11 protein-coding genes are annotated in these 23,538 nt (G+C 68.7%); 8 read left to right on the forward strand and 3 right to left on the reverse strand.

Annotation, left to right across the window (positions count from 1 at the left end; all coding sequences use genetic code 11):
• Both AC1DVI_RS11055 and AC1DVI_RS11060 read right to left on the reverse strand, forming a co-directional pair.
• On the reverse strand, positions 1–11,912 hold an 11,912-nt coding region (locus AC1DVI_RS11055; protein ID WP_476958010.1), incomplete at its 3' end, for a calcium-binding protein.
• Between the two features lie 1,144 nt (positions 11,913–13,056).
• Positions 13,057–13,704 (reverse strand): TetR/AcrR family transcriptional regulator, encoded by a 648-nt coding sequence (locus tag AC1DVI_RS11060; protein ID WP_476958011.1) that lies wholly within the window; start codon positions 13,702–13,704, stop codon positions 13,057–13,059.
• Positions 13,705–13,916: 212 nt separating this feature from the next.
• On the opposite strand from AC1DVI_RS11060, the gene AC1DVI_RS11065 reads away from it, so the two are divergent.
• The 8 genes from AC1DVI_RS11065 to AC1DVI_RS11100 all read left to right on the forward strand — a co-directional run bounded on the left by AC1DVI_RS11065 (position 13,917) and on the right by AC1DVI_RS11100 (position 22,239).
• The gene (locus AC1DVI_RS11065; protein WP_476958012.1) at positions 13,917–14,786 is read left to right on the forward strand and encodes a MaoC family dehydratase; all 870 of its coding nucleotides are present in this window, start codon (positions 13,917–13,919) and stop codon (positions 14,784–14,786) included.
• Positions 14,787–14,790: 4 nt separating this feature from the next.
• Positions 14,791–15,675 carry a branched-chain amino acid ABC transporter permease gene (locus AC1DVI_RS11070; RefSeq protein ID WP_476958013.1) on the forward strand — a complete coding sequence of 295 codons (885 nt, stop codon included), beginning with the start codon at positions 14,791–14,793 and terminating at the stop codon, positions 15,673–15,675.
• 3 nt (positions 15,676–15,678) lie between these two features.
• A complete protein-coding gene (locus AC1DVI_RS11075) occupies positions 15,679–16,731 on the forward strand; it encodes a branched-chain amino acid ABC transporter permease (RefSeq protein ID WP_476958014.1) in 1,053 nt (350 codons plus the stop codon).
• A complete protein-coding gene (locus AC1DVI_RS11080) occupies positions 16,724–17,446 on the forward strand; it encodes an ABC transporter ATP-binding protein (RefSeq protein ID WP_200486267.1) in 723 nt (240 codons plus the stop codon). Before AC1DVI_RS11075 ends, AC1DVI_RS11080 begins: the two co-directional genes overlap by 8 nt.
• Positions 17,433–18,134, forward strand: a complete 702-nt coding sequence (locus AC1DVI_RS11085) for an ABC transporter ATP-binding protein (protein WP_476958015.1) — start codon at positions 17,433–17,435, stop codon at positions 18,132–18,134. The genes AC1DVI_RS11080 and AC1DVI_RS11085 overlap by 14 nt, the downstream gene beginning before the upstream one ends.
• 55 nt (positions 18,135–18,189) lie before the next feature.
• Positions 18,190–19,446, forward strand: a complete 1,257-nt coding sequence (locus AC1DVI_RS11090) for an ABC transporter substrate-binding protein (RefSeq protein WP_476958016.1) — start codon at positions 18,190–18,192, stop codon at positions 19,444–19,446.
• A gap of 118 nt (positions 19,447–19,564) precedes the next feature.
• Positions 19,565–21,169: an AMP-binding protein gene (locus tag AC1DVI_RS11095; RefSeq protein WP_476958017.1), complete on the forward strand. Its 1,605-nt coding sequence runs from the start codon at positions 19,565–19,567 to the stop codon at positions 21,167–21,169.
• 74 nt (positions 21,170–21,243) lie between these two features.
• A complete protein-coding gene (locus tag AC1DVI_RS11100) occupies positions 21,244–22,239 on the forward strand; it encodes an MDR family oxidoreductase (RefSeq protein ID WP_476958018.1) in 996 nt (331 codons plus the stop codon).
• Positions 22,240–22,528: 289 nt separating this feature from the next.
• Here AC1DVI_RS11100 and AC1DVI_RS11105 read toward each other — a convergent pair whose 3' ends face one another.
• Positions 22,529–23,524 (reverse strand): AraC family transcriptional regulator, encoded by a 996-nt coding sequence (locus AC1DVI_RS11105; RefSeq protein WP_476958019.1) that lies wholly within the window; start codon positions 23,522–23,524, stop codon positions 22,529–22,531.
• Between the last annotated feature and the right edge of the window lie 14 nt (positions 23,525–23,538).

Consider the following 23,538-nt stretch of genomic DNA (forward strand, 5'->3'; position numbering starts at 1 on the left):
TGGACGTAGCTCGCACCGTCCGCCGCCCCGTTGAAGCGGTTCCTCAGCACGATCTCATCCGCCGCGTTGCGGAAGCGCAGGTGGAGGTCGTTGCCGAAGCGCGCGTAGTAGAGGTCCGCCTTGGTCAGTCCGGCACGGATCTCCAGGACATCCAGGCCGCCCTCGTTGGCGATGATGTCCCGCCCGCCGCTGTGGCGGATCAGATCATCGCCCAGGCCCGTCGAGATCGTGTTCGCGCCGGAGCCGCCCTCCAGCGTGTCGTCGCCGGCTTCGCCGTACAGGCTGTCGTTGCCGTCATCACCGCTCAAGCTGTCGTTGCCGGCCCCACCGAACACCGTGTCCGAGTCCGCGCCGCCGCTGACGGTGTCATCCCCCGCGCCGCCCTCGACATTGTCGGTTCCGTTGCCGGCGACGATGACGTCGTCGCCGGCTTGGCCGTAGTGCAGGTCGTTGCCGTCGCCACCCTCCAGCGTGTCGTTGCCGTCCCCGCCCTCCAGCCGGTCGTCGCCGATGTTGCCCAGCAGCCGGTCGTCGCCGGTGCCACCGTAGAGCAGGTCGTTCCCGGCGCCGCCGTCCAGCAGGTCGTCGCCGGCATAGCCATAGATGGAATCGACCCCGCCCAGGCCCTGGATGGTGTCGTTGGCGTTGTAGCCCTCCAGCTTCTCGTACGCATCGGTCGCCACCGTGTCGAGCACCAGCATCGGGTTGGTGATGTCCACCAGCGTGCCGTCGGCGAAGCGCAGCGTCTGGAGGTAGGACGCGCCGTCCCCCGCCCCGCTGAAGCGGTTGGCGAGGATCACCTCGTCCGACCGGCCGCGGAAGCGCAGATGGAGATTGTCGGCGAAGCGCGCGAAATAGAGATCCGACGCCGACAGGCCACCGCCGATCTCCAGAATGTCCTGACCGCCGCTGTTGCTGATCGTCTCGCGCCCGCCGTCGTAGCGGACGAGGTCGTCGCCGAGACCGGTGAACAGCGTGTCGGTGCCCTCCCCGCCGGTCAGCGTGTCGTTGCCGTCGCCGCCCTCGAGCGTGTCGTTTCCGGCATCGCCGTTCAGAACATCGTCATCGGCGCCGCCATACAGGTAGTCGGACCCGTCGCCGCCAGACAGCGTGTCGCGCCCCGCCCCTCCGTAGAGGAAATCGTTGCCGAGACCACCGGACAGCGTGTCCTCACCCGTCTCGCCGTCGAGGGTGTCGCCGCCGTCGCCGCCCTCAAGGCTGTCGTCGCCGGTTCCGCCGAGGATGGAATCGCTGCCGGCCCCGCCATCGAGGGTGTCGTTGTCCGCGTAGCCGCAGATGGTGTCGTTGCCGGCCATGCCACGGATGACGTCGCCGACGTTGTAGCCTTCCAACGCCTCGCTGCCGGGATTCGCCACCGTCTCCAGCGCGATGTCCTTGCGGGTCACGTCGAAGGTCGACCCGTCGGCGAAGCGCAGGGTCTGCACGAAGCTGGTCCCGTCGCCCGCCCCGTTGAAACGCCCGGTCAGAACGATCTGCTCACCCGAATTGCGGAAGCGGATGTAAAGATCTTTCCCGAAGCGCGCGAAATACAGGTCCTCCAGCGCGATACCGGAGCCCATCTCCAGAACGTCGTTACCGCCTTCGTTGGTGATGGTGTCGCTGCCGCCGCCGTAGCGGATCAGATCGTCCCCGGCGCCGCTGTAGAGCGTGTCGTTGCCCGTCCCGGCGGCCAGCGTGTCGTTGCCGGCCCGGCCATAGACGGTGTCGTTGCCGCTTCCGGCGATCAGCAGATCGTCGCCGTCCTCCCCATCGATGGAGTTGTCGCCCTCCCCGCCGTCGATGCTGTCGTTCCCGGTGCCGCCGAACAGCACATCGCCGCCGCCGCCGCCCAGGATGGTGTCGTCGCCGTCGCGGCCATAGGCCACGTCGCGGGCGCCGTCGGTGCCCGGATCGTCGCGGCTGTCCAGCAGGTCGTTGCCGGCCCCGCCGTCGAGGGAGTCCGACCCCGTCCCGCCGACCAGCGTGTCGTCACCGGCGTAGCCGAGGATGCTGTCGTTGCCCGCCCCGCCCTCGATCCGGTCGCCGACGTTGTAGCCGAAGAGCTGCTCGTTGGCGGCGGTCGCCACCGTCTCCAGCGCGATGTCGGTCCGCGTCAGGTCGAAGCGGGTGCCGTCGGCGAAGTCGATCCGCTCGACGTAGGACGCACCGTCGCCCGCCAGACTGAACCGTCCGGTCACGATGATCTCGTCGGCCGGTCGGCCGCGGAAGCGGATGTGCAGGTCGTTGCCGAAGCGCGCGAAATAGAGTCCGCCGCGGGTGATCCCCGGCCCCATCTCGATGGTGTCGAACCCGCTGGTGTCCAGCAGCGTGTCGCGCCCGTCGCCGGACCGATAGACGTAGGTGTCGTTGCCCGCGCCGCCGTCCAGCGTGTCGTTGCCGATCCCACCGACCAGCGTGTCGTTGCCGCCGCTGCCGCTCAACCGGTCGTCGCCATCCTGGCCCAGCAGAAGATCGTCGGTCGCCGTGCCGGTCAGCAGGTCGCCCGCGGTGCCGCCAAGCATCGCCAGCTCGCCCAGCGGCAGGGTGGTGCCGTCGGCGAACTGGAGCCCGGCCAGCCCGGTGGTGCCGTCGCTGTACGAGAAGTGATTGACGATGCGGATCTGGCGGCCCGTCTCGCGGATCACGACGACGAGGTCGCTGCCCGATCGGGACAGCACCACGTCCTTCCAGTCCAGCCCGGGCGGCAGGCCGACCGTGTCGCCGCTGCCGGGGAAGACCGTCTGGTCCGACCCCAGATCGTCGAGCTGGAAGACCGAGGGGCCGTCGCCGCCGATCCACACATGCTCGACACCGAGATTCCACGACGGTCCCGAGGGGAAGCTCACCTCGTCGAGACGGTTCTCGAAATGGTTGACCACCAGGATGTTGACCGTGCCGTCCGCCGAGACGATGCGCAGGTCGTCGTGGATGCGCACCAGCCGCAGGTTGGCCGGCGGCACTCCGGCGGTGAAGCTGAGCCGGTTGAGCTCGCCGCCCGGATGGATCGTGGTCGGTCCGCTGTTGGCGCCGACGTTGAAGGTGTTGTTGCCCAGGCTGCCGATCAGGATGCCGTTGCCGCCGACCGTCCAGCTCTGCCCGTTCCCGTAGGTCACGGTGCCCAGGCCCGAGCCGGACCCCGCGACGCCGTTCGGCCCGAAGTGGTTGACGGCGATCAGGTCGATGCGCCCGTCGTCGGTGAAGATGTGAAGGTCGACGCCGTCCCGCTCCATGCGGACGTCCGCCGGCGCGATGCCCGGCCCGAGGGTGAGGCGGTCGGTGCCGCCGCCGGGGAAGACGTAGAGCCGCCCCTGGCCGGACAGGATCGTGAAGTCGTCGGTTCCGGCGTCGCCGAACACGACATTCTCACCCCACACGTTCACGACCTTGCCGCCGGAGAAGGTCACCGCCTCCAGACCGCGCGACATGCCCTCGGTCGGCGGAGCGAACTGGTTGACGACGCGCACCGTCCGTCCGCTTCCGATGAAGACCACCAGGAGATCGTTGCCGTCACGGGCGAGCGTCACGTCGCCCGGACCGACGTCGGGGCCGAAGTTGATGGTGCCGCCACCGCCGGAATGGATTATCTGCTGGGCCGGGCCGGTCTTGCCGATCTGGAAAACGTCGCCCCGGCCTCCGCCGATCAGCGTGTCGCGGGAGGAGAGGTCGAAGCTCCGCCCGTCGGGGAACGTCAGGTCCTTGATGGCGCCGTAGTAGTTCAGGACGGTGATGACTTGGCTGGTGCGGTCGATGTGGATTTCCAGGTCCGAGCCGGTGCGGAACATCACGACTTCGGTGCTGTCGATGTCGCTGAACACCAGCGAATCGCCGCCTTCGGTGTAGATCGTCTGCGAGCCGCTGTCCCGCCCGACCAGGAACTGGGTCGGCCCCTTCCCGCCGAACACCACCCCGTCGCCGGTCAGCGGCATCACGCTGCCGTCCGGTCGCTGGATCGCCTCCAGCGGCGCCCCCGCAAAGTGGTTGACGATGGTCAGGGAGTCCTTCGTGCCGTCCACCGTCACGCGCAGATCGTCGCCGAAGCGGGTCAGCCGGATCTTCGACCCGTCGACGGTGTCCACGATCCGCACCCGGTCGTCTCCGGAGGTGTCGGGATAGAGGATGACGTCGCCCATGCCGGCCTGGATGACGAACTCGTCATGGCCGGAGCCGCCGATCAGCACCTTGCCGCCCTGGATGTTCCAGGTGGTGCCGTTGTCGAAGACGAGGTCGCCGACGCCGTCCATCGCGAAATGGTTGACGACGACGATCTCGTCCTGCCGTCCTTCGATGGTGATGTGCAGATCGGCGCCGACGCGGACCACCCGCGTCTTGCCCGGGTCGGCGTCGATGCTCAGATGCTGGCCGGGGCCGCCGGGATAGATGATCGGGGCCGCCGGCAGGATTTCCCGGCCGCCTCCGCTGATGTGGACGGTGGATCCGGCGATCGGCCAGACCACGCCGTTGAGGAAGATGATCTCCGGGATCATCACCACCCCGCCCGACGCGAACTGGTTGACGATGGTCATGCTGTCGGCGCCGAGCGTGACGCGCAGGTCGTCGCCGACGCGGGTCAGCCGCAGGTCCTTGGGATCGACACCGGGGGCCGCGACGATCCGGTCGCCGTTGGCCTTGCCGCCGCCATACACGATGACGTTGCCCATGCCGGGCGTCAGCGTGAACACGTCGTCGCCGTCGGTGCCGACCTGGACGCCATTGCCGCCGACCGTCCAGACCTTGCCGTCGCCGAAGGCGACGCTGCGGAGCGCGTTGCCGAGGAAGTGGTTCAGGATGGTGACGACGTCGCCGCCGTCGCCCATGACGATCTCGAGGTCGCCGCCGGAGCGGCGCAGCACGGTGCCGAGGCTGTCGATGCGCGGATCGAAGCGCAGGACGTCGGTCCCGCCGCCGGGATAGATCGAGACGTGGCCGACGCCCGGCCTGGCCTCGAAGGTTTCGGTGCTGCTGCCGCCGAGCTGGATCTGGTGGCCCCAGATGTTCCAGATGTTGCCGTCCACGAACCGGATGGAATGGACGCCGCCGCTGGCCCCGCCCGCGAAATGGTTGAGCACGGTCAGCGAGTCGCCGAGGCCGTAGACGGTCACCACCAGATCGTCGCCGACCCGCTGGAGCCGGACGTTGGCCGGGTCGATGCCCTGGCCGATGGTGATCTGGTCCATGCCGATGCCCGGCAGCACGATCCGCGAGCCGGTGCCGGGCGCCAGCGTGAAGCTGTCGTCCCCGGCGCTGCCGACCAGCACGCTGGGATCGGTCAGCCGCCATGTCCGCCCGCCGACGACCACATTCTCCAGCACCGACGCGCCCCATCCGGTCGCGAAGTGGTTCAGCACCGTGATCCGCTCGGCGCTGCCCTGCACGGCGATAACGAGGTTCTCGCCCTCCCGCACAAAGCTCAGCTTGTCGGTCGGGATGCCGGTGCCGAAGGTCAGCGTGTCGAAGCCCTTGCCGGCGAACAGGGTCACCGCGCCGTCGCCGGGCTTCACCGTGAAGAGGTCCGCGGTGTCGCCGCCGATGCGGAAGCCCTCCGCCGCGCCGATGCTCCACACCGTGCCGTCGGCGAAGGTGATGGTGCGCAGCCCGCTGTTGCCGGCGGCCAGCCCGTCGAAATGGTTCAGCACGGTGACGCGGTCCGTGGTCCCGGCGATGCCGATGACCAGGGCGTTGCCGTCGCGGCTCAGCGCCACGTCCGTGGGGCGGATTCCGGCGCCGAGCACCAGCCCGTCCGTGCCGCCGCCGCCGGCCAGCACCCGCCCGCCGAGGCCCGCCGTGATGGTGAAGACCTCGTCGGTGCCAGTGCCGACGATCAGGCGGGTGTTGTCGACGGCCCATGCCGTGCCGTCGCCGAAGCGGATGGTGGAGACGCCGTCCGGGTTGCCGTCGAAGTGGTTCTTGACGATCCAGGAGTCGGAGCTTCCGGTGTAGGCGATGCGCAGGTCGTCGCCCTCGCGGGTCAGCCGCATCCGGTCGGGGTCGATGGTCAGAGCGAAACTGATGGTGTCGGTGCCCTCGCTGCCGTAGAGCGTCACCTCCCCGCCACCGAGGCCGAACACGGTGGTGTCGTTGCCGGTGGTGCTGATGACGATGTCGGCGCCGCTCACCCGCCAAACGGTGCCGTCGGCCAGCTCGATGGCCTGGATTCCGCCGTTGCCGGCCCCAGCCAGAACGTCGGCGGAGAAGTGGTTGAAGGCGATCACCGAGCGGTCGGTCCCGGCGATGCGTATCTCCAGATCGTCACCGCGGCGCGACAGGCGAAGGTCGGCGGCGGTCACGTCGTCGCCGAAGCGAATGACGTTCGCCCCGTCGTCGGCATGGACCGTGCGGCTGGTGAATCCCGGCTCGATGGCGATGGTGTCGTCGCCCGTGCCGCCCATCAGCAGAATGTCGCCCCACACCGGCCAGACCACGCCGTCCGCGAACACGAACTCACGGATGCCGCCGATGCCCGCCCCCGCGGCGCCGTTGGCGGCGAAATGCTCCATGATGGTGACGCGGTCGCGGGCGTAGCCGTCCTCGCCCGCCGGGCCGCCGCCCGCGTCGAACAGGATGTGCAGGTCGTCGTCGATGCGCACCAGATGCGCGATCTCGTGCCGGAAGCCCGAACCCAGCCGGACGACGTCGTTCCCGCCCTCGCCGAAGACGACGACATGGCCGGCGCCGGACGGCGCGGTGATCACGTCGTCGCCCGGCGTGCCGGTCAGCACGAGGTCGCCGAACATGCGGATGCCGTCCTGGACGTTCACCACGCTGTCGCCGCGGCGGTAGCTGTTGTAGAGGACGCCGTCCTCGGTCAGCGTGCCGACCCGCCGCCAGCCCGACTCCTTGAAGGTCACGAAGTCGTCGCGGTCGCCGGTGACGTAGAGCGGCGCGCCCCCCGCGTTGGCCCGCACACCCTGCTCGTTGAAGATCAGCGTCTGGTGGCCCTCGGCGGTCAGGTCGAACCGCTCGATCCCGTGGACGTTCACGGCGGTGCCCAGCAGCATCAGCCGGTTGCCCTCGAACCGCAGCGTGTCGTTGCCCGAACCGCCGTCCACCGAGACGAAGCCCTCGTCCAGGACCCGCAGCGTGTCGTTGCCGGCCCCGCCCGCCAGCGCGTCGGCCCCGCCCCGGCCATCGAGGTAATTGTCCGCGCCGTCGCCGGTCAGGCTGTCGGCCTGCCCGGTGGCGATCACCCATTCCACCCCGGACAGGCGATCCCCCTCCGCGTCGCCGCCGCTGCCGGTGCCCGCCGCGAGATCAACCGTCACCCCGGCGGCGGAAGCGGAATAGTCCGCAGTGTCAATGCCCGCGCCGCCGACCAGCGTGTCGGCTCCGGCCCCGCCGATCAGCGTGTCGTCGCCAGCATCACCGTCCAGCCGGTTGGCCCCGCCGTCGCCGATCAGGAGGTCGGCGTGGCCGGAACCCGACAGGTTCTCGATGCCGGTCAGCCGGTCACCTTCGGCGTCGCCCCCCAGGCCGGTCCCCGTGGTGAGATCGAGCGTGACCCCCGCGTCCGATCCGGAATAGTCGGCGGTGTCGGCCCCGCCGCCGCCCTCCAGCGTGTCGGCGCCCGCCCCGCCCTTCAGGACGTTGTCCAGGCCGTCACCGGTCAACCGGTCGTCGAAGGCCGAGCCGATCAGGTTCTCGACCCCGCTCAGCCGGTCGCCCTCGGCGGTGCCGCCGCTGCCGGTGCCGGCCGCGAGGTCCACGACCACCGCGTCGGCGGAGGCGGAGTAATCGGCGGTGTCGATGCCCGCCCCACCGACCAGCGTGTCGGCACCGTCGCCGCCGATCAGCGTGTCGTCGCCGGCCGCACCGTCGAGGCGGTTGTCCCCGGCATCGCCGGTCAGGCGGTCGGCCTGGTTGGAACCGGTCAGGTTCTCGATGCCGGTCAGACGGTCGCCTTCGGCGTCACCGCCGGTCCCCAGGCCGGTCGACAGATCGACGGTGACTCCATTGGCCGAGGCTAAATACTCCGCGGTATCGATGCCCTCGCCGCCGATCAGCGTGTCCGCGCCGCCCAGGCCGGCCAACGTGTCGTTGCCGTCCTGCCCGTCCAGCCGGTTGCGGTTCGCGTCGCCGGTCAGCCGATCGTTGCCGCCGGAGCCGAGCAAATTCTCGATTCCCGACAGCCGATCGCCCTGTGCATCGCCGCCGGTTCCCGTGCCGCTCGCCAAGCTGACCGTCACGGCGGCGCCCGACGCCGTGTAATCCGCCGTGTCGGTCCCCGCCCCGCCGACCAGAGTGTCGGCGCCGGCACCACCGACCAGCGTGTCGTCGCCCGCAGCGCCGTCGAGCCGGTTGGCCCCGCCGTCGCCGATCAGGAGGTCGTTGCGGCTGGAGCCGGTGACGTTCTCGATGCCGGCCAGGACGTCGCCCTCCGCATCACCGCCCAGACCGGTCCCGGTGGAGAGATCGACGGTCACCGCGGCGGTCGAGGCCGAGTAATCCGCGGTGTCGGTTCCAGCCCCGCCAATCAGCGTGTCGGCCCCGCCCAGGCCGGCCAGGGTGTCGTTGCCCGCCCGCCCGTCGATCCGGTTGCCCCCGGCGTCGCCGGTCAGACGGTCGTTGCCGTCCGAGCCGAGCAGGTTTTCGATGCCGCTCAACCGGTCGCCCTGCGCGTTGCCGCCGCTGCCGACCCCGGTCGTCAGGTTGACGGTGACCGCCGCCGCCGAGGCCGAATAATCCGCGGTGTCGGTGCCCTCGCCGCCGACCAGCGTGTCCGCCCCGGCGCCACCGGCCAGCGTGTCGTCGCCGGCCCCGCCGTCGAGCCGGTTGCCGCCGCCGTTGCCGGTCAGACGGTCGCCGAAGGCGGAGCCGATGACGTTCTCGATGCCGGTCAGGATGTCCCCCTCCGCGTCGCCGCCATGGCCCGTTCCGGCTTCGAGGTCGACGGTCACCGCCTCCGGAGAGGCCGAATAGTCCGCGGTGTCGGTGCCCTCGCCACCGATCAGCGTGTCGGCCCCGGCCCCGCCGGCCAACGTGTCGTCGCCAGCATCACCGTCGATGCGGTTGGCGCCGCCGTCGCCCGTCAGGCGGTCGTCGTGGCTGGAGCCGATGATGTCCTCGACCCCGCTGATCCGGTCGCCCTCGGCGTCGCCGCCGGCCCCGGTGCCCACGGCCAGATCGACCGTGACGCCGCTGGCCGATCCGCTGTAGGCGACGGTATCGGTGCCCTCGCCGCCGATCAGCGTGTCGGCCCCGGCGCCGCCCTCCAGGCTGTCGTTCCCGGCGGCTCCATCCAGGCTGTCGTCGCCGGCCCCGCCGGAGAACTGGTTGTCGCCCGCATCGCCGATCAGCGTGTCGTTGCCCGCCCCGGCCCGAACATTCTCGATCCCGGACAGGCTGTCGCTCATCCAGTCGCCGTGCTGCACGCCCCCATTGGACAGATCCACGGCGATGGGTCCGGTGCCCGCCCCGAAATCGACGGTGTCGATGCCGTCGCCACCGATCAGGACATTGTGCCCGCCGCCACCGGACAGCACATCGTCGCCGTCACCACCGATCAGCGTGTCGTCGCCCATTCCGCCGACCAGCGTGTCTGCGCCGTCCCCGCCGTCCAGAAGGTCGCCGTTGTAGTCGTCGCCGACGCTGAGTCTGTCGTTGCCTGCGCCGCCGATCAGCGTGTCGCTGCCGAAGCCGCCCTCCAGCGTGTCGTCGCCGTCACCGCCGTCGTAGCGGTCGTTGCTCCAGTAGGAGCCGCCCTCGCCCAGCCGGTCGTTCCCGGCGCCGCCCAGCAGCGTGTCGGCGCCCTCGCCGCCGTAGAGCACGTCGTCGCCGGCTCCGCCGTCCACATGGTCGGCGCCGCCGTCGCCATACACCGTGTCGTCACCGTCGCCCGCGGTGATGCGGTCCGCGCCGCCGCCCGCTAGGACGACGTCGTTCCCGCTGCCCGCGTCGATGGTGTCGTTGTTCTCTCCGGCGTCGATCCAGTCGTTCCCGGCGCCGCCGCGGATGCTGTCGTCGCCGGTTCCCGCGATGATGCGGTCGTCGCCGCTGCCGCCGTCCAGAAGGTCCTCGTTGCCGCCCCCCAGCAGCGTGTCGTCGCCCGCCCCGCCATGGAGCGTGTTGGCGTTGGTGCCGCCGTCCAGGAGGTCGTCGCCCAGCCCGCCGTACAGAACGTCTTCGTTGCTGCCGCCGATCAGCGTGTCGTTGCCGGAGCCGCCGTAGAGCGTGTCGTTCTCGCTGCCGCCGTCGAGGAAATCGTCTCCGGACCCGCCGGACAGCACGTCGGACTGGCTGCCGCCGGTCAGCGTGTCGTTGCCGGACCCGCCGTCCAGGCTGTCGTCGCCCCAGTCGCCGGTCACCACGTCGTTGCCGGCGCCGCCATGCAGGGCGCCGCCCCCGCCGCCGCTGGACAGGGTGTCGTCCCCACCGCCGCCGGACAAGGTCTCGGCCTGCCAGGTGCCGCCGATGGAAACGCCTCTGCCGTCCCGATCCTCCCCCGCCTCGGCGGCCAGTTGCACCGAGGCCGGGAGGCCGTTCTCGTCGGCCGCGCCGTCGTTCCGGCCGTCCGTCACGTCGATGTACAGCACCGTGTCCGTGCTGAGGCCGCCGCCGTCGGTGACCCGCACCGTGACGGCGTGGGCGGGGGCCGCGCCGGCATCGAGGCTGGCGCCCTCCGCCACGGCGATCCGCCCCGTGGCCGCATCGATGGTGAAGCGGCCGCCGGCGTCGTCGATCAGGCTGTAGGCGAGCGCCCCGCCCTCCGGATCGGCGGCCTGCACGGTGCCGACGACCGTGCCCGCCGGCGCGGCCTCGTCGACGCGCCCGCCGGCCAGCGTCGCACCGGCCAACGTCACACCGGTCGGGGCATCGTTGACCTCGGCCAGGGTGACCGTGATGGTCTGGGTCGCCACGCCGCCACGCCCGTCCGACACGGTGATGCGGAACAGGTCGGTGCCCGCGTAATTGGCGCCGGGCGTGTAGGTGAAGAGGCCCCCGGCGGTCAGGTTGAGGGTGCCGTGGGCCGGCCCCTCGGCGATGGCGTAGCTCAGCGCGTCGTTGTCAGCGTCCACCGCGCCGACGCTGCCGGTCAGGACGGTGTCCTCCGTGCCGGCCAGGGTCTGGTCGCTCACCACCGGGGCGCTGTTGGCCCGGCTGGCGAGGCTGCCCACGTCGGCGGCTACGCCGTCCACCAGCACCTCCAGCGCGTTCCAGTTGCGGACGGCGAGCTTGAGCGCGTCGCTGCTGAAAGTCTGGCCGTCGTCGCCATGCTGCCGGATGAAGTCGCGCAGTCGGACGAGTTCGCCCGCGACCGCTCCGGTGATCTGGGCCGAGGTCAGTTCGACCCGCAGCCGGTCGCTCCCCGCGCCGCCGTCCAGCGTGTCGGCGCGCGTCTGGGTGGACAGGCTCTGGATCGCCAGATCGTCGCCACCGCCGCCCTGGACGAGATCGCCGCCGTCGCCGCCGATCAGCGTGTCGCTGCCGTAGCCGCCGTCCAGCGTGTCGTCGCCGTCACCGCCGTCATAAAGATCGTTGTTCCAATAACCGCCGCCCTCGCCCATCCGGTCGTTGCCGGCGCCGCCCAGCACCGTGTCGTCGCCGTCGCCACCATACAGAACGTCGTTGCCGTCCGCGCCGTCCACCCGGTCGGCGCCGCCGTCGCCGTACACCGTGTCATCGCCGTCACCCGCGGAGATGCGGTCCATGCCGCCGCCGCCATAGATGGTGTCGTCGCCGCTGCCCCCGTCGAGGGTGTCGTTGTTCTCTCCGCCGTCGATGCGGTCGTTTCCGGTTCCGCCCAGGATGCTGTCGTCGCCCCAATTGCCGGACAGCACGTCGTTCCCGGCCCCGCCGTCAATAACGCCGCCGCCGCCGCCGCTCGCTATGGTGTCGTGCCCGGCCCCGCCCAAAAGGGTTTCGGTCCGCCAGTCGCCGGAAATGACTGAATTGGTGGCTGAGGTGGTCGTATCGGTCATCAGCGTCCCCTTTTCGGGCGTTCGGTCCGGTTGGGTCGAATGGTTGGAATAGGATCAGGCGGAGGGGTAAGACGCCGTCGGCAAGCGCGAGCAGGGTGTGACGACGGGTGACGGGCAAGCGGCTGTCGGCGGGCCGGATAGGGAACCGGAGCGCCTTACGTTAGAAACTGCATACCTTTGCGCGAAAACATCGCCTCAAATACGTCTATGAGCATCAAATTTCGCTCAATCTGATGGTATATTTTCGTGTTATCAATAATAAAATTCTACCAACACGGGATTATCCTGATGCCTGTGCGAGCCATTGTGTCGCATGGAAGGACGGTGACGTGAAATTCACGCAGCCCGGCCGGCGAGGCGCTCCTTAAGCGCGTCCAACATGAGACGCGGATCAACCCATACGTCTCCCGGATTCCATGGGAGAGCGGCAGTGCGAGGAGCGGGGCCTGACTCACACGAGCCCGGCCGCACCTGGGGATTTCGCCGAACCATCTGAACCAGCTCGAACGCAACCGGCGGCTTCTGACGGTAGCGCTGCTGCGGATTGGTCCGTGGAACTCCTCGACTTCGGCCCGCCGGCCTTTGAGCCGGCCTTTAAGGTGCCGGCCCTCAAGAAGATGTCGTCAGGTTGGCGAGCGGGAGCTGCGCATGGCAATTTGCCGGCTGTGAACACGACACCCAATCCGTACCGCGGTTTTCGCTCGTCAACCGGACAAGACCGAACAAGCACCCCGATAAACCGGCCTTGAGCACGAGTTGAGGCCGATGAAAGGGGCGCTCCGGTGGGAATGCGGCGTTCTTGAGGGTAAAGACCCTCGATTTTGCCTGAAAAGGCGCAAATATGGGGCAATTTTGCCGCTATACGGGCGCAGTTCGCCCCTCAAGCCAAGTCAGACGTCGGAAATCGTAGGCGAGGTTGGCGGCGCCGATCTTCATCGTCGCGCGACCGACGCCGAAGGTGGGAATGAACTCGTCTTGCACGGTTGGCCTTGTCCGGCGTCCGGCTCTCGGCGCTTCAGCGGGCGCGCCTCCATACCCGCTCGCCCGTCCGATCACCACCAGTCCGGCTTCTTGCACCAAGCCGTCCGGATCCGCCAATGCGCCGCCCCTTCCACCAAAATCCCTTCGGTGCGGATCCACAGCGTTACGGTTGGTCTCCGTACAGCCGATTGCTCGGGTAGCCCGGCACAGGTCCGGCCGCCAGCCCGCGGCACAGGAGAGCCGCCGACGCCTGCGCGATCTCGCTGATCGTCCAAGCTCCCTCGGGCCGATGCCATTTCGTCACCCAGTTTGCGGCACCCAGGACGGAAAAGACGGCGAACTTCGGATCGCAGCGCAGGATGCTGCCATCCGTCACCCCGGCGCGCACGACATCCTGCAAGCGGCGCTCGAAGGCATCGCGCTTCTCGATCACCACCCGCAATTGTTCGTCGCTGAGCGACCGCTCCTCCAGGATGACGACGCTGAAGCTGTCCTCGCCAATGATCGAGATGACATAAGCGACAAGGCTGCGCCGCAACCGCTCAAGGCCGTTCAATGACGTGTCAGTACAAATGGTCGCCAGCGCTTGGTCGGCTGCGGCCAGATGGCACTGAAAGAGAAGGTCCTGCTTGTTCTTGACGTAATAATAGAGTGTTGCCTTGGACACTCCAAGAATATCGGCAATATCGACCAAAGACGTTCCGTGATAGCCGTTTCGACGGAAGGCAGCGGCGGCAACCTTATAAAGCACCTCAAGCTTGAGGTTTCTTTGCTGCTCAGGGTTGAGGACAGATTTGTTCCAGCGTGCCATGTCGTCCGTTGCCTCAGCCTTTGCGATGTGCCGTGACCCGCTCCACCAGCGTCCTTCCCTTGGAACACAACCGAGCGTTCCGATCAAGCCCCCATCGACCCCCAGGGCGTCGATTTGACTTTCAAGTTGAAAAGCCGTCTTAGGAGTTGACACATCGATCCGCGAATCTGATTATTGACAAAACAATCATGAATGGGATTGGGGGAGAGACCATGGACAACGCGACGAACAGGTCGCCGCGTTTTGGGCATGCGCGCTGGGCGCCGCCGGGATTCAAGTACCCGTCGCGCAGCGTCGCCCATTCCGCGGCCTATCAGGCCGAACGCCTGACCGCAGCCGACGTCGATCCCGCTCTCTACGGCGACCAGTACGAAGCCGGCCTGTTCGGGCTGGACTGCTTCGACTCGATGGTCGCCAGCGGCCTCGACATCGATGGCTACGTGTTCTTCTCGCAGGTCTATCGTCAGATCCGGCCGTCCAGGGTCGGGGAACCGCTGACCGTGACCGGCTGGGTTCGCGACCTGCACCGGGTGAGAAAGGGCCACAGCGTCACCGAACTCTACCACCTGACCGACGGCGAGGGCCGCGTCTGCATCGAGACCGAACTGACTGGCCTCCTCGCCGATCCGCCGGGCCAGACGCCGCAGGACTCCGGCGACGCACCGCCGATGCCGCGACGGGCGGAGGCCCCGGCCGATGGCTGGACCCTGCTGCGCGAGAAGCAGGTGACGCCCGACAAGGTCCGCGTCTTCTCCCAGGACGTCGGCAACGACATCCACTTCGACGAGGAGTTCGCGCGCCGCCACGGCTTCCGCGCCCCGCTGGCCCAGGGAATCATGACGGCGGTCTGGCTGTTGTCCGTGCTGGCGGACGAGCGCCCGCCGACCGCCTTCGACGTCGAGGTGCGTTACCTGCGCCCGGTCTTCTGGGACTCCCGCGCCAGCCTGTGGGTCCGCCGCTCCGCCGACGGTGCCCTGGAGATGGTGCAGAGCCGCAACGACGAGGGCAAGGTCACGGCGGACATGCGGGTGAGGTCGGTGTCCTACGACCTGGCGCCGTCCCAGACTCCGGCAGGGGGATGACGCCATGTCGGCCATCATCGTCCAGCTCGTGGTGTCCGGCCTCCTGCTCGGCGGCATTTACGCGCTGATCTCGATCGGGCTGACGCTCATCTTCGGCGTCTCCCGCATCAAGAACTTCGCCCATGGCGACTTCGTCATGGTCGGCATGTACCTGACCTATGTGCTGAACAGCTGGAGCGGTCTGGACTCCTACCTCGTCCTGCTGATCGTCACGCCGCTGATGTTCCTGTTCGGCCTGTTCCTGTCCTGGGCGATCATCCGGCCGATCCAAGGGGCGCCGCAGGTGGCGCAGATCTTCGCCACCGTCGGGCTGGGGCTGGTCCTGCAGAACGTCACGCTGATGATCTTCGGCGGCGATTTCCGCACCACCGCGTCGGTGTTCGCCGGCAAGGTGCTGCGGATCGGCGAGATCGCCCTGCCGGCGCCGCTGCTGATCGCCTTCGCGGTCGCGATGGCGGTGGTCGCCGTCATCTACCTGTTCCTGAAGACGTCCTACACCGGCAAGGCGATGCGCGCGGTCGCGCAGGACCGTCGGTCGGCGTCGCTGATGAGCATCGACGTGAAGGGGATCGACCTGTTCACCTTCGGCCTCGGCACCGCCTGCGCCGGGCTGACCGGCGCCCTGCTGGCGCCGATGTTCCCGGTTTATCCGACGGTTGGCATCAACCTCGTGCTGATCGCCTTCGTGGTGGTCGTGCTCGGCGGTCTGGGCAGCATCGCGGGCGCCCTGATCGGCGGTCTGGCGATCGGCCTGATCGAGACGCTGAGCGGTTTCTTCATCGGTTCCGAGATGCGCCAGATGGCTTATTTTCTCGTCTTCCTGGCCGTGCTGCTGCTCCGGCCCGCCGGGCTGTTCGGTCAGCGCGGCTCCGAAAAGCTGGGGGCCTGACCCATGACGCTGACGTCCCTCCTGGCCCCCTACCGGCCGACCCGCAAGGGCCTTCTGCTGTCCCTGGCGATGGTCGCGGTCCTGGTGGCGCTGCCATTGATCGCCGCCGATTCCTACACGCTGCACTTCCTCTGGAAGGTCCTGTTCTGGGCGCTGGCCGCCGCCGCCTGGAACATCGCCGGCGGCTACGCCGGACAGTTCTCGCTGGGCCATGCCGCGTTCTTCGGGCTCGGCGCCTACGGATCGACGCTGCTCTACATGCATTTCGGCCTGTCGCCCTGGATCGGCATGTTCGTCGGGGCGGGCGCGGCCGTGGCCTTCGCGACGCTGATCGGCGCGCTGACCCTGCGCCTTCAGGGGCCGTTCTTCGCGCTGGCCTCCATCGCCTTCGCCGAGGTGCTGCGCATCGCCATCGTCAACTGGCGCTCCTTCACCGGCGGGGCGGAAGGGCTGTCCCTGCCGTTCGACCCGAGTTTCGCCAACATGATGTTTTCCGACCGGCTCTGGTACGTCTACATCATGATGGCGGCGCTTCTGGTCGTGCTTCTCATCACCTACGTGCTGGAGCGCTCCTGGATCGGCTACGCCCTGGCGGCGATGCGCGAGAACGAGGAGGCGGCCGAGGCGCTGGGCGTCGACACCGTGCGGACCAAGCTGTTCTCCATCGGCCTGTCGGCCTTCCTCAGCGCCATCGCCGGCACGCTCTACGCCAACTACATCCTGCTGATCGAGCCGTCCACCGTGCTCAGCATCGGCTTCTCGGTGGAGATCGCGCTGATCGCCATCATCGGCGGCATGGGCACGCCGCTCGGCCCCGTCCTGGGCGCGGTGCTCATCGTTCCGCTCAGCGAGTATCTCCGCGCGGAGTTCGCCGGCAGCCTTCAGGGCCTGTACCTGCTCGTCTACGGCGCGCTCCTCATCGTGATGGTCATCGTCCTGCCGCAGGGACTGATGAGCGCCATCCGCGCGCCGCGCGCCACCGCCCGGCGCCTGCGCGGAGCGTTCGGCGGGTCCACCCGTCGCCGTCCGGTCCGCGAGGAGAGCCGCCATGCTTGAAGTCCGGGGTATCAGCAAGCAGTTCGGCGGCCTCCGCGCCGTCAACGACGTCCATCTCCGCATTGGAGAGGGTGAGATCGTCGGCCTGATCGGTCCCAACGGGGCCGGCAAGACCACGCTGTTCAACTGCATCGCCGGGGCCTTTCCGCCGACGGAGGGGCAGGTGCTGCTGGAGGGCAGGAGCATCACCGGCCTGAAGGCGCACCAGGTCTGCCGCGCCGGGCTGGCCCGCACCTATCAGATCGTGAAGCCGTTCGGCGGGCTGTCGGTGCTCGACAACGTGGTGGTCGGCGCGATCAACCAGACGCACAACATCGCCGAGGCCCGCCGCATCGCCGAGGAGGCGCTGGTCCTGACCGGGCTGGCCGACCGCCGCGACGTGCCGGCCGCGAGCCTGCCGCTGCCCGGCCGCAAGCGCCTGGAGATCTCCCGCGCGCTGGCGACCCGGCCGAAGGTGCTGCTGCTGGACGAGGTCATGGCGGGCCTCAATCCGTCGGAGGTGGAGAAGGCCATCCTGCTGATCGAGGCCATCCGCGCGCACGGCGTCAGCATCCTGATCATCGAACATCTGATGCGCGTCATCACGGCGGTCAGCGACCGGATCGTGGTCATGAACCACGGCAGCAAGCTGGCCGAGGGGCTGCCGGCGGACGTGCTGAACGATAAGGCGGTGATCCAAGCCTATCTGGGGGAGGACTTCGGTGCTCACGGTTAGAAAGCTCGATGCCTTCTATGGCGAGATCCAAACGCTCCATGGAATCGACCTGGACGTCCGGGAAGGCGAGGTGGTGTCCGTCGTCGGCGCCAACGCGGCGGGAAAGACCACGCTGCTGAACGCCATTTCCGGGACGGTCGAACGGTACGGACGGGTGTCCTTCTTCGACAAGGACATCGGTTCCCTGCCGCCGCACGCGATCGCCCGGCACGGACTGGTCCAGGTGCCGGAGGGCCGGCGGCTGTTCCCCTTCATGACGGTGCGGGAGAATCTGGAACTCGGTGCCTTCGCTCCGCACGCCCGCGCCCACCGCGCGGAGAATCTGGAGAAGGTCTTCGACCTGATGCCCCGGCTGAAGGAACGCTCCGGCCAGCTCGCCGGGTCGATGAGCGGCGGCGAGCAGCAGATGTGCGCCATCGGCCGCGCGCTGATGGCGATGCCGCGCGCGATCATGTTCGACGAGCCGACGCTGGGTCTCGCCCCGATCATGGTCGACGTCGTCTTCAAGCTGGTCCGCACCATCAAGGAAACCGGCATCACCATCCTGCTGGTCGAACAGAACGTGAAGCATTCGCTCGCCATGTCGGACCGGGGCTATGTGCTGGAAAACGGCCACATCGTCCTGTCCGGCCCGGCGGCCGACCTGCTGACCGACCCGCGCCTGAAGGAAGCCTATCTCGGCGGTTGATCCGCGAGAGGGCAACGGCGCGACGATACAAAACATATCGGGAGGAAAAACCATCATGAGCTTGAAATCCATCCTCGCCGCGGCGGCCATCGCCGCGGCGGCGGCCGGTGCCGCCGTTCCGTCCCAGGCCGCCGATCCGCTGAAGATCGGCGTCCTCTTCCCGCTGTCCGGCCCGATGGCGCTGATCGGCAACGAGGCCTATCAGGCCGCCGAGGTCGCCCGCGACATGATCAACAAGCGCGGCGGCGTGCTCGGCCGTCCGGTGACCTACGCCGTCGCCGACGCACCGGCGCCGACCGCCGCCAACGCCGAGGCGACCCGGCTGATCGTGCGCGAGAAGGTTCCGGTGATCGCCGGCAGCTACGCCAGTTCGCTGGCCCTGGCCGCCAGCGAGGTGGCGGAGCGCGAGGGCGCCCTGTACTGGGAGACCATCGCCGTCGCCGACAAGATCACCCAGCGCAAGTACAAGAACACCATCCGCCTGACCTTCAACGCATCGATGATGGGCCAGACGGCGGCGGACTTCGCCAAGGACATCGCCGGCAAGCTGGGCAAGGACCCGAAGGATCTGCGCATCGCCGTGATCTCCGAGGATTCGGAATTCGGCCAGTCGGTCGGCGACGCGGCGGCGAACCAGACGAAGACCCTCGGCATGCAGCTGGTCGCCAACGAGCGCTACAGCCGCACGGTGAACGACCTGTCGTCGCTGGTGCTCAGCCTGAAGGCGGCCAAGCCCGACGCGGTCATCGCGACCTCCTACCTGAACGACGCCGCCCTGTTCTGGCGCCAGGTCCGCGAACTGGACCTCCACATTCCGGCCATGATCGGCATCGGCACCGGCTACGCCCTGCCCGACTTCCTCGCCGCGACGGGCGCCAGCGCCGACGGCATCTTCGACGTGGACGCCCCGGCCTCGCCGAACGTCTCCAACCTGCCGGAGGCGACGCAGAAGCTGTACGCGGAGTTCATCGAGGGCTTCCGCGCCAAGGAGAAGCGCGATCCGGGGCCGCTGGGCCTGATCGCCTTCGGCGGCTTCTGGACGCTGTTCACGGACGTCATCCCGCGCGCGGGCTCGACCGATCTGGCGGCGCTGCGCAAGGCCGCCTACGCCACCGACCTGCCGGACGGCAGCCTGCTGACCGGCGCCGGGGTGAAGCTGAACCAGATCGGCGAGAAGGAAGCGGGGCAGAACACCCGGGCGCTGATCTCGGTCATGCAGTGGCAGGAGGGCAAGCTGCAGGTCGTCTGGCCGCAGAGCGCCGCCAACGCCGAGATGCGCAAGGTTCCCCTGCCCAAGTGGAGCGACCGGTAACGGCGCCGGGCCATCGGCCCGACGGGGCGTCCCCTCTCCCAGGCTTGGGGGAGGGGACGCCCTCCTTCCCCAACCCGCCCTTCTCTTCAACGGCTTATCGGATGCCGACAGGACCGTGATGACGCACATGGCCTCCCCCTTCACCGTCACCCCCATCGACCAGCTGCGCCACGCCGCCGCCACGGCACCCGGCGCGCGCATCCGATGGAACGAGCACTCCCTGTCCTACGGGGATCTGCTGGACCGCAGCCTGCGCTGCGCGTCGGCGCTCCGGGGACTCGGCGTCGGTCCGGGCGACCGGGTTGCCTTCTGGCTGCCGAACGGCATCCCGTATCTCGACCTGTTCTTCGCCTGCCTGCACATCGGCGCCATCGCCGTCTCGGTGAACACCCGCTTCCGCCGGGCCGAGGTCGAATCCATCGTCAGCCGCACCGGCGCATCGGCCATCGTCGTCTGGCCCGGCTTCAAGAACATCCCGTTCCTGACCATGCTGGGCGAACTCGACCCGGCCGCGATGGCGTCGCTGCGTCTGGCGGTCCTGTGCGAGGACGACGGACGGTCCGGCTTCCCGCTGCCGGGTGTGCGGGTGGTCCATCACCGCGACCTGCTGGCCGAGGCGGCCGGCGAAAGCGCCGCGGCACCGGAGCTTCCCTGCATCATCTTTCCGACGTCGGGCACCACCGGTCTTCCCAAATTCGCCCTGCACCGCCAGGGGGCCGTCGCCCACCACGCCGCGCAGGTGGCGGCCGCCTTCGGCTATGACGCCCCTGATGCCCATCTGCTGCAAGCCATCCCGTTCTGCGGCGTGTTCGGCTTCTCGCAGTTCGCCGCCACCCTGGCCGGCGCCGCGTCCGTCACGCTGATGAGCCTGTTCGAGCCAGTGGAGGCCCGCGACCTGATCCGGTCGCGGTCGATCACCCACCTGAACGGACCGGACGACCTTTTCAAGCGCCTGCTGGACGTCTGCCCGGAGGACAAGCCGTTTCCGTCCCTGCGCGACTGCCTGATCGCCTCCTTCAACCCGACCCTGGCCCTGTTCCCCGAAGAGGCGGAGCGGCGCGGCGTGCCGATGACCAACGGATTCGGGATGAGCGAGATCTTTTCGTTCTTCTCACGACAGGCCCCGAACGCCCCGATCGGCCTGCGCAAGCTGTCCGGCGGCCATCCGGTCAATCCCAACGCGCGGGTGCGGGTGCGTGACACCGCCACCGGGCACGTCCTGCCGCCGGGTGGGATCGGCAGCCTGGAGATCGCATCGGACACGCTGTTCTGCGCGTATTTCGGCAATCCCGAAGCGACCCGCGCCGCCTTCACCGAGGACGGCTTCTTCATCACCGGCGATCTGGCGACGATGCGGGTGGATGGCGGATTCATCTTCAAGGGCCGCAGCGGCGACGTCCTCCGTCTTGGCGGCTTCCTGGTCGATCCGGCGGAGATCGAGGCGGTGCTGCAACGCGACGACAGCGTGGAGACCGCGGTGGTCGTCGAGGCGGCGACGGAGCGCGGCAACAAGCCCGTCGCCTTCCTGCGCCTGCGCGAGGGCGCCGTTCTCGACGAGGCCGCCCTGCGCGACCGTGTCGGAACCGCGCTCGCCGATTTCAAGATTCCGGCCCGTTTCGTCGTGGTGGACCAGTTCCCGACGGCGATGAGCCCCAACGGAGAGAAAATCCAGCGCGGCAAGCTGAAGGAGCGGGCGCAGCTGGCTTTCTCCGCAGGCGGCTGACGCGCGGCCCGCATCGTCCCCCGACATTCGACAAATTCCGCAACAATTCCCGTCGCCGAAAAAAGGACCCAACCATGGCCGAAACTTTCAAAGCCTTCGTGATCGAAGACGTGGACGGCAAGCCCAAGGGCGGCTTCAAGCAACTCGCCCTCACCGACCTGCCGGACAACGACGTGTTGGTCGAGGTCGCCTATTCCACTGTCAACTACAAGGACGGACTCGCGGTCAGCGGCAAGGGGCGCATCGCCCGCAAGTTGCCGATGGTCGCCGGCATCGATCTGGCCGGCACGGTGGTCGAATCCCGCTCCCCCGAGTGGAAGCCCGGCGACAAGGTGGTCGCCAACGGCTGGGGCCTGTCGGAAACGCAATGGGGTGGCTACACCCGTTTCCAACGCCTGAAGCCCGAGTGGCTGACCCGGTTGCCGGACGCCTTCTCGTTCGAAGAGGCGATGGGCATCGGCACCGCCGGCTACACGGCGGCGCTCTGCGTCGATGCCCTGGAGAAATGGGGCGCGGTCCAGCCGGGAGGCAAGGAGGTTCTGGTCACCGGGGCCGCCGGCGGTGTTGGTTCCGTCGCGGTGGCGCTGCTCGCCAAGCGCGGCTACCCGGTGGTCGCCTCCACCGGCCGGCCGGACACGCATGATTACCTGCGCGGTCTCGGCGCCAGCGGATTCATCGACCGCGCCGCTCTCCAGGAGAAGGGTGCCCCCTTGCAGAAGGAGCGCTGGGCCGGCGGCGTCGACTCGGTGGGCGGTTACACGCTGGTCAACGCGCTGTCGCAGACGGTCTGGGGCGGTGCCATCGCCGCTTGCGGTTTGGCCGGCTCATCCGATCTGCCGGGGACGGTCCTGCCGCACATCCTGCGCAGCGTGGCGTTGCTGGGGGTCGATTCCGTCATGGCTCCGCAGGATCGTCGGGACGCCGCCTGGACGCGGCTGGCCCGCGACTTGGACAAAGGCCTGCTGAAGACGATGTACGAGGTGCAGCCGTTCGAGGCGCTGCCGGATCTGGCAAGCCGGATCCTGGCCGGTCAGATTCGCGGTCGCATCGTCATCGACGTTCGCGGCTGAGGAGGCGCCGCCTCCTCGTGGTGGCCACCCCTCCGCTTCGGGTGGCCACCGTGCTGGCCAGCTTGACCGAAGCGGGAGGCGAACAGAGAGGATCACCTCCCTTCCGAAGGTGACGCACGCGCTGCCCGCACCGCCAATTGGGCGACCGCCAAACACTCGGACCGGGCAATGTATGGCTGTCGGCGGTTTCGCTGCGGGGAATGCCCGCAAGGCTTCAATGAGCGAACCGGCTGCAGGTGCCCAACGACGCCATCTTTTTTCTTCCCGAGAGATCGAATGCGCTGGACGGTCAGCCTTTGGTCGCGGAACCGTGATGCGCATCCTCCGTTCCGTCCGCTCCCGTCCGGTAGCGGGCGGGGGAAACACCCATGATCCGCCGGAAAGTGGCGCTGAAGGCACTGTCCGACAGGTAGCCGAGCGACGCGGCGATGGCGGAGATTGGTTCCTGCCCGCGCCGCAGCCGCGTCGCGGCGAGGCGCATGCGCCAGCGCAGAAGGTAATCGATCGGAGGCACCCCCACGCGTTCCCGAAAGGCGGCGGCGAAGCTGGAACGCGACCGCCCGGCGATGCCCGCCAGCTCCGCAAGCGTCCAGTTGCGGCAGGGTTCGGCATGAATAGTGCCAAGGGCCCGGCCAATGGAAGGGTCCAGGCTGGCTGCCAGCCAATTGGCGCCCTGCGGCGGCTGTTCGCTCAGATGCGTTCGCAAGGCGTGGACGAACATCAACCGCAGCAGGTCGTTGCAGGCGAGTTGAGACCCCACCGTCCCGCCGCGCCATTCCCGGTCGAGCTGGTCCAGCAGCCAGCCGACCGGGGCGGCGCCCGGAGCGCCGCCGCGAATCATCAGCAGCCGCGGCAGCAGGTCGAACAGCAAGCCGCCGTCCAACCGGTCGAACCGCACGCTGCCGCCGAGAAACCGCACCTCGTCACCGTCGCCGTCAGACGCGCCATCCCCCACGTTGACGCGGGCCTCACCGCCCGGCGCCTGAAACACCTCCGCGGCCGGAACAGGGGTTAGGTCCGGCGCGCTCGCCAGGACGAAGCCACCGCGCACCACCACGAAGCAATCGCCGGCGTCAAGGCGCTGGGGCGCTTCCGTCCCGTCCGGTCCATCCGCCCGAATCCAGCAGGTTCCCGCGGTCACCACATTGAACTTGATGGTGTTCGGCGGCTGGAAGCGGATCGACCAGTCACCTCTGGCGGCGAGGCGCGCCGAGCACAGGGTCTGGGCCTCCATCAAGCGGAGCACGTCCGACAGCACGTCGGTGGGTGCGTTCTGGACGATCACGACAGGATTCCGGA

The sequence above is a fragment of the Azospirillum sp. P4_B5 genome (assembly GCF_056402275.1).

Excerpts from the sequence above, each read along its gene's own strand:
- AC1DVI_RS11060 (WP_476958011.1), bottom strand. The coding sequence starts at position 13,704 with ATGGCACGCTGGAACAAATCTGTCCTCAACCCTGAGCAGCAAAGAAAC.
- AC1DVI_RS11065 (WP_476958012.1), top strand. The coding sequence starts at position 13,917 with ATGGACAACGCGACGAACAGGTCGCCGCGTTTTGGGCATGCGCGCTGG.
- AC1DVI_RS11070 (WP_476958013.1), top strand. The coding sequence starts at position 14,791 with ATGTCGGCCATCATCGTCCAGCTCGTGGTGTCCGGCCTCCTGCTCGGC.
- AC1DVI_RS11075 (WP_476958014.1), top strand. The coding sequence starts at position 15,679 with ATGACGCTGACGTCCCTCCTGGCCCCCTACCGGCCGACCCGCAAGGGC.
- AC1DVI_RS11080 (WP_200486267.1), top strand. The coding sequence starts at position 16,724 with ATGCTTGAAGTCCGGGGTATCAGCAAGCAGTTCGGCGGCCTCCGCGCC.
- AC1DVI_RS11090 (WP_476958016.1), top strand. The coding sequence starts at position 18,190 with ATGAGCTTGAAATCCATCCTCGCCGCGGCGGCCATCGCCGCGGCGGCG.
- AC1DVI_RS11095 (WP_476958017.1), top strand. The coding sequence starts at position 19,565 with ATGACGCACATGGCCTCCCCCTTCACCGTCACCCCCATCGACCAGCTG.
- AC1DVI_RS11100 (WP_476958018.1), top strand. The coding sequence starts at position 21,244 with ATGGCCGAAACTTTCAAAGCCTTCGTGATCGAAGACGTGGACGGCAAG.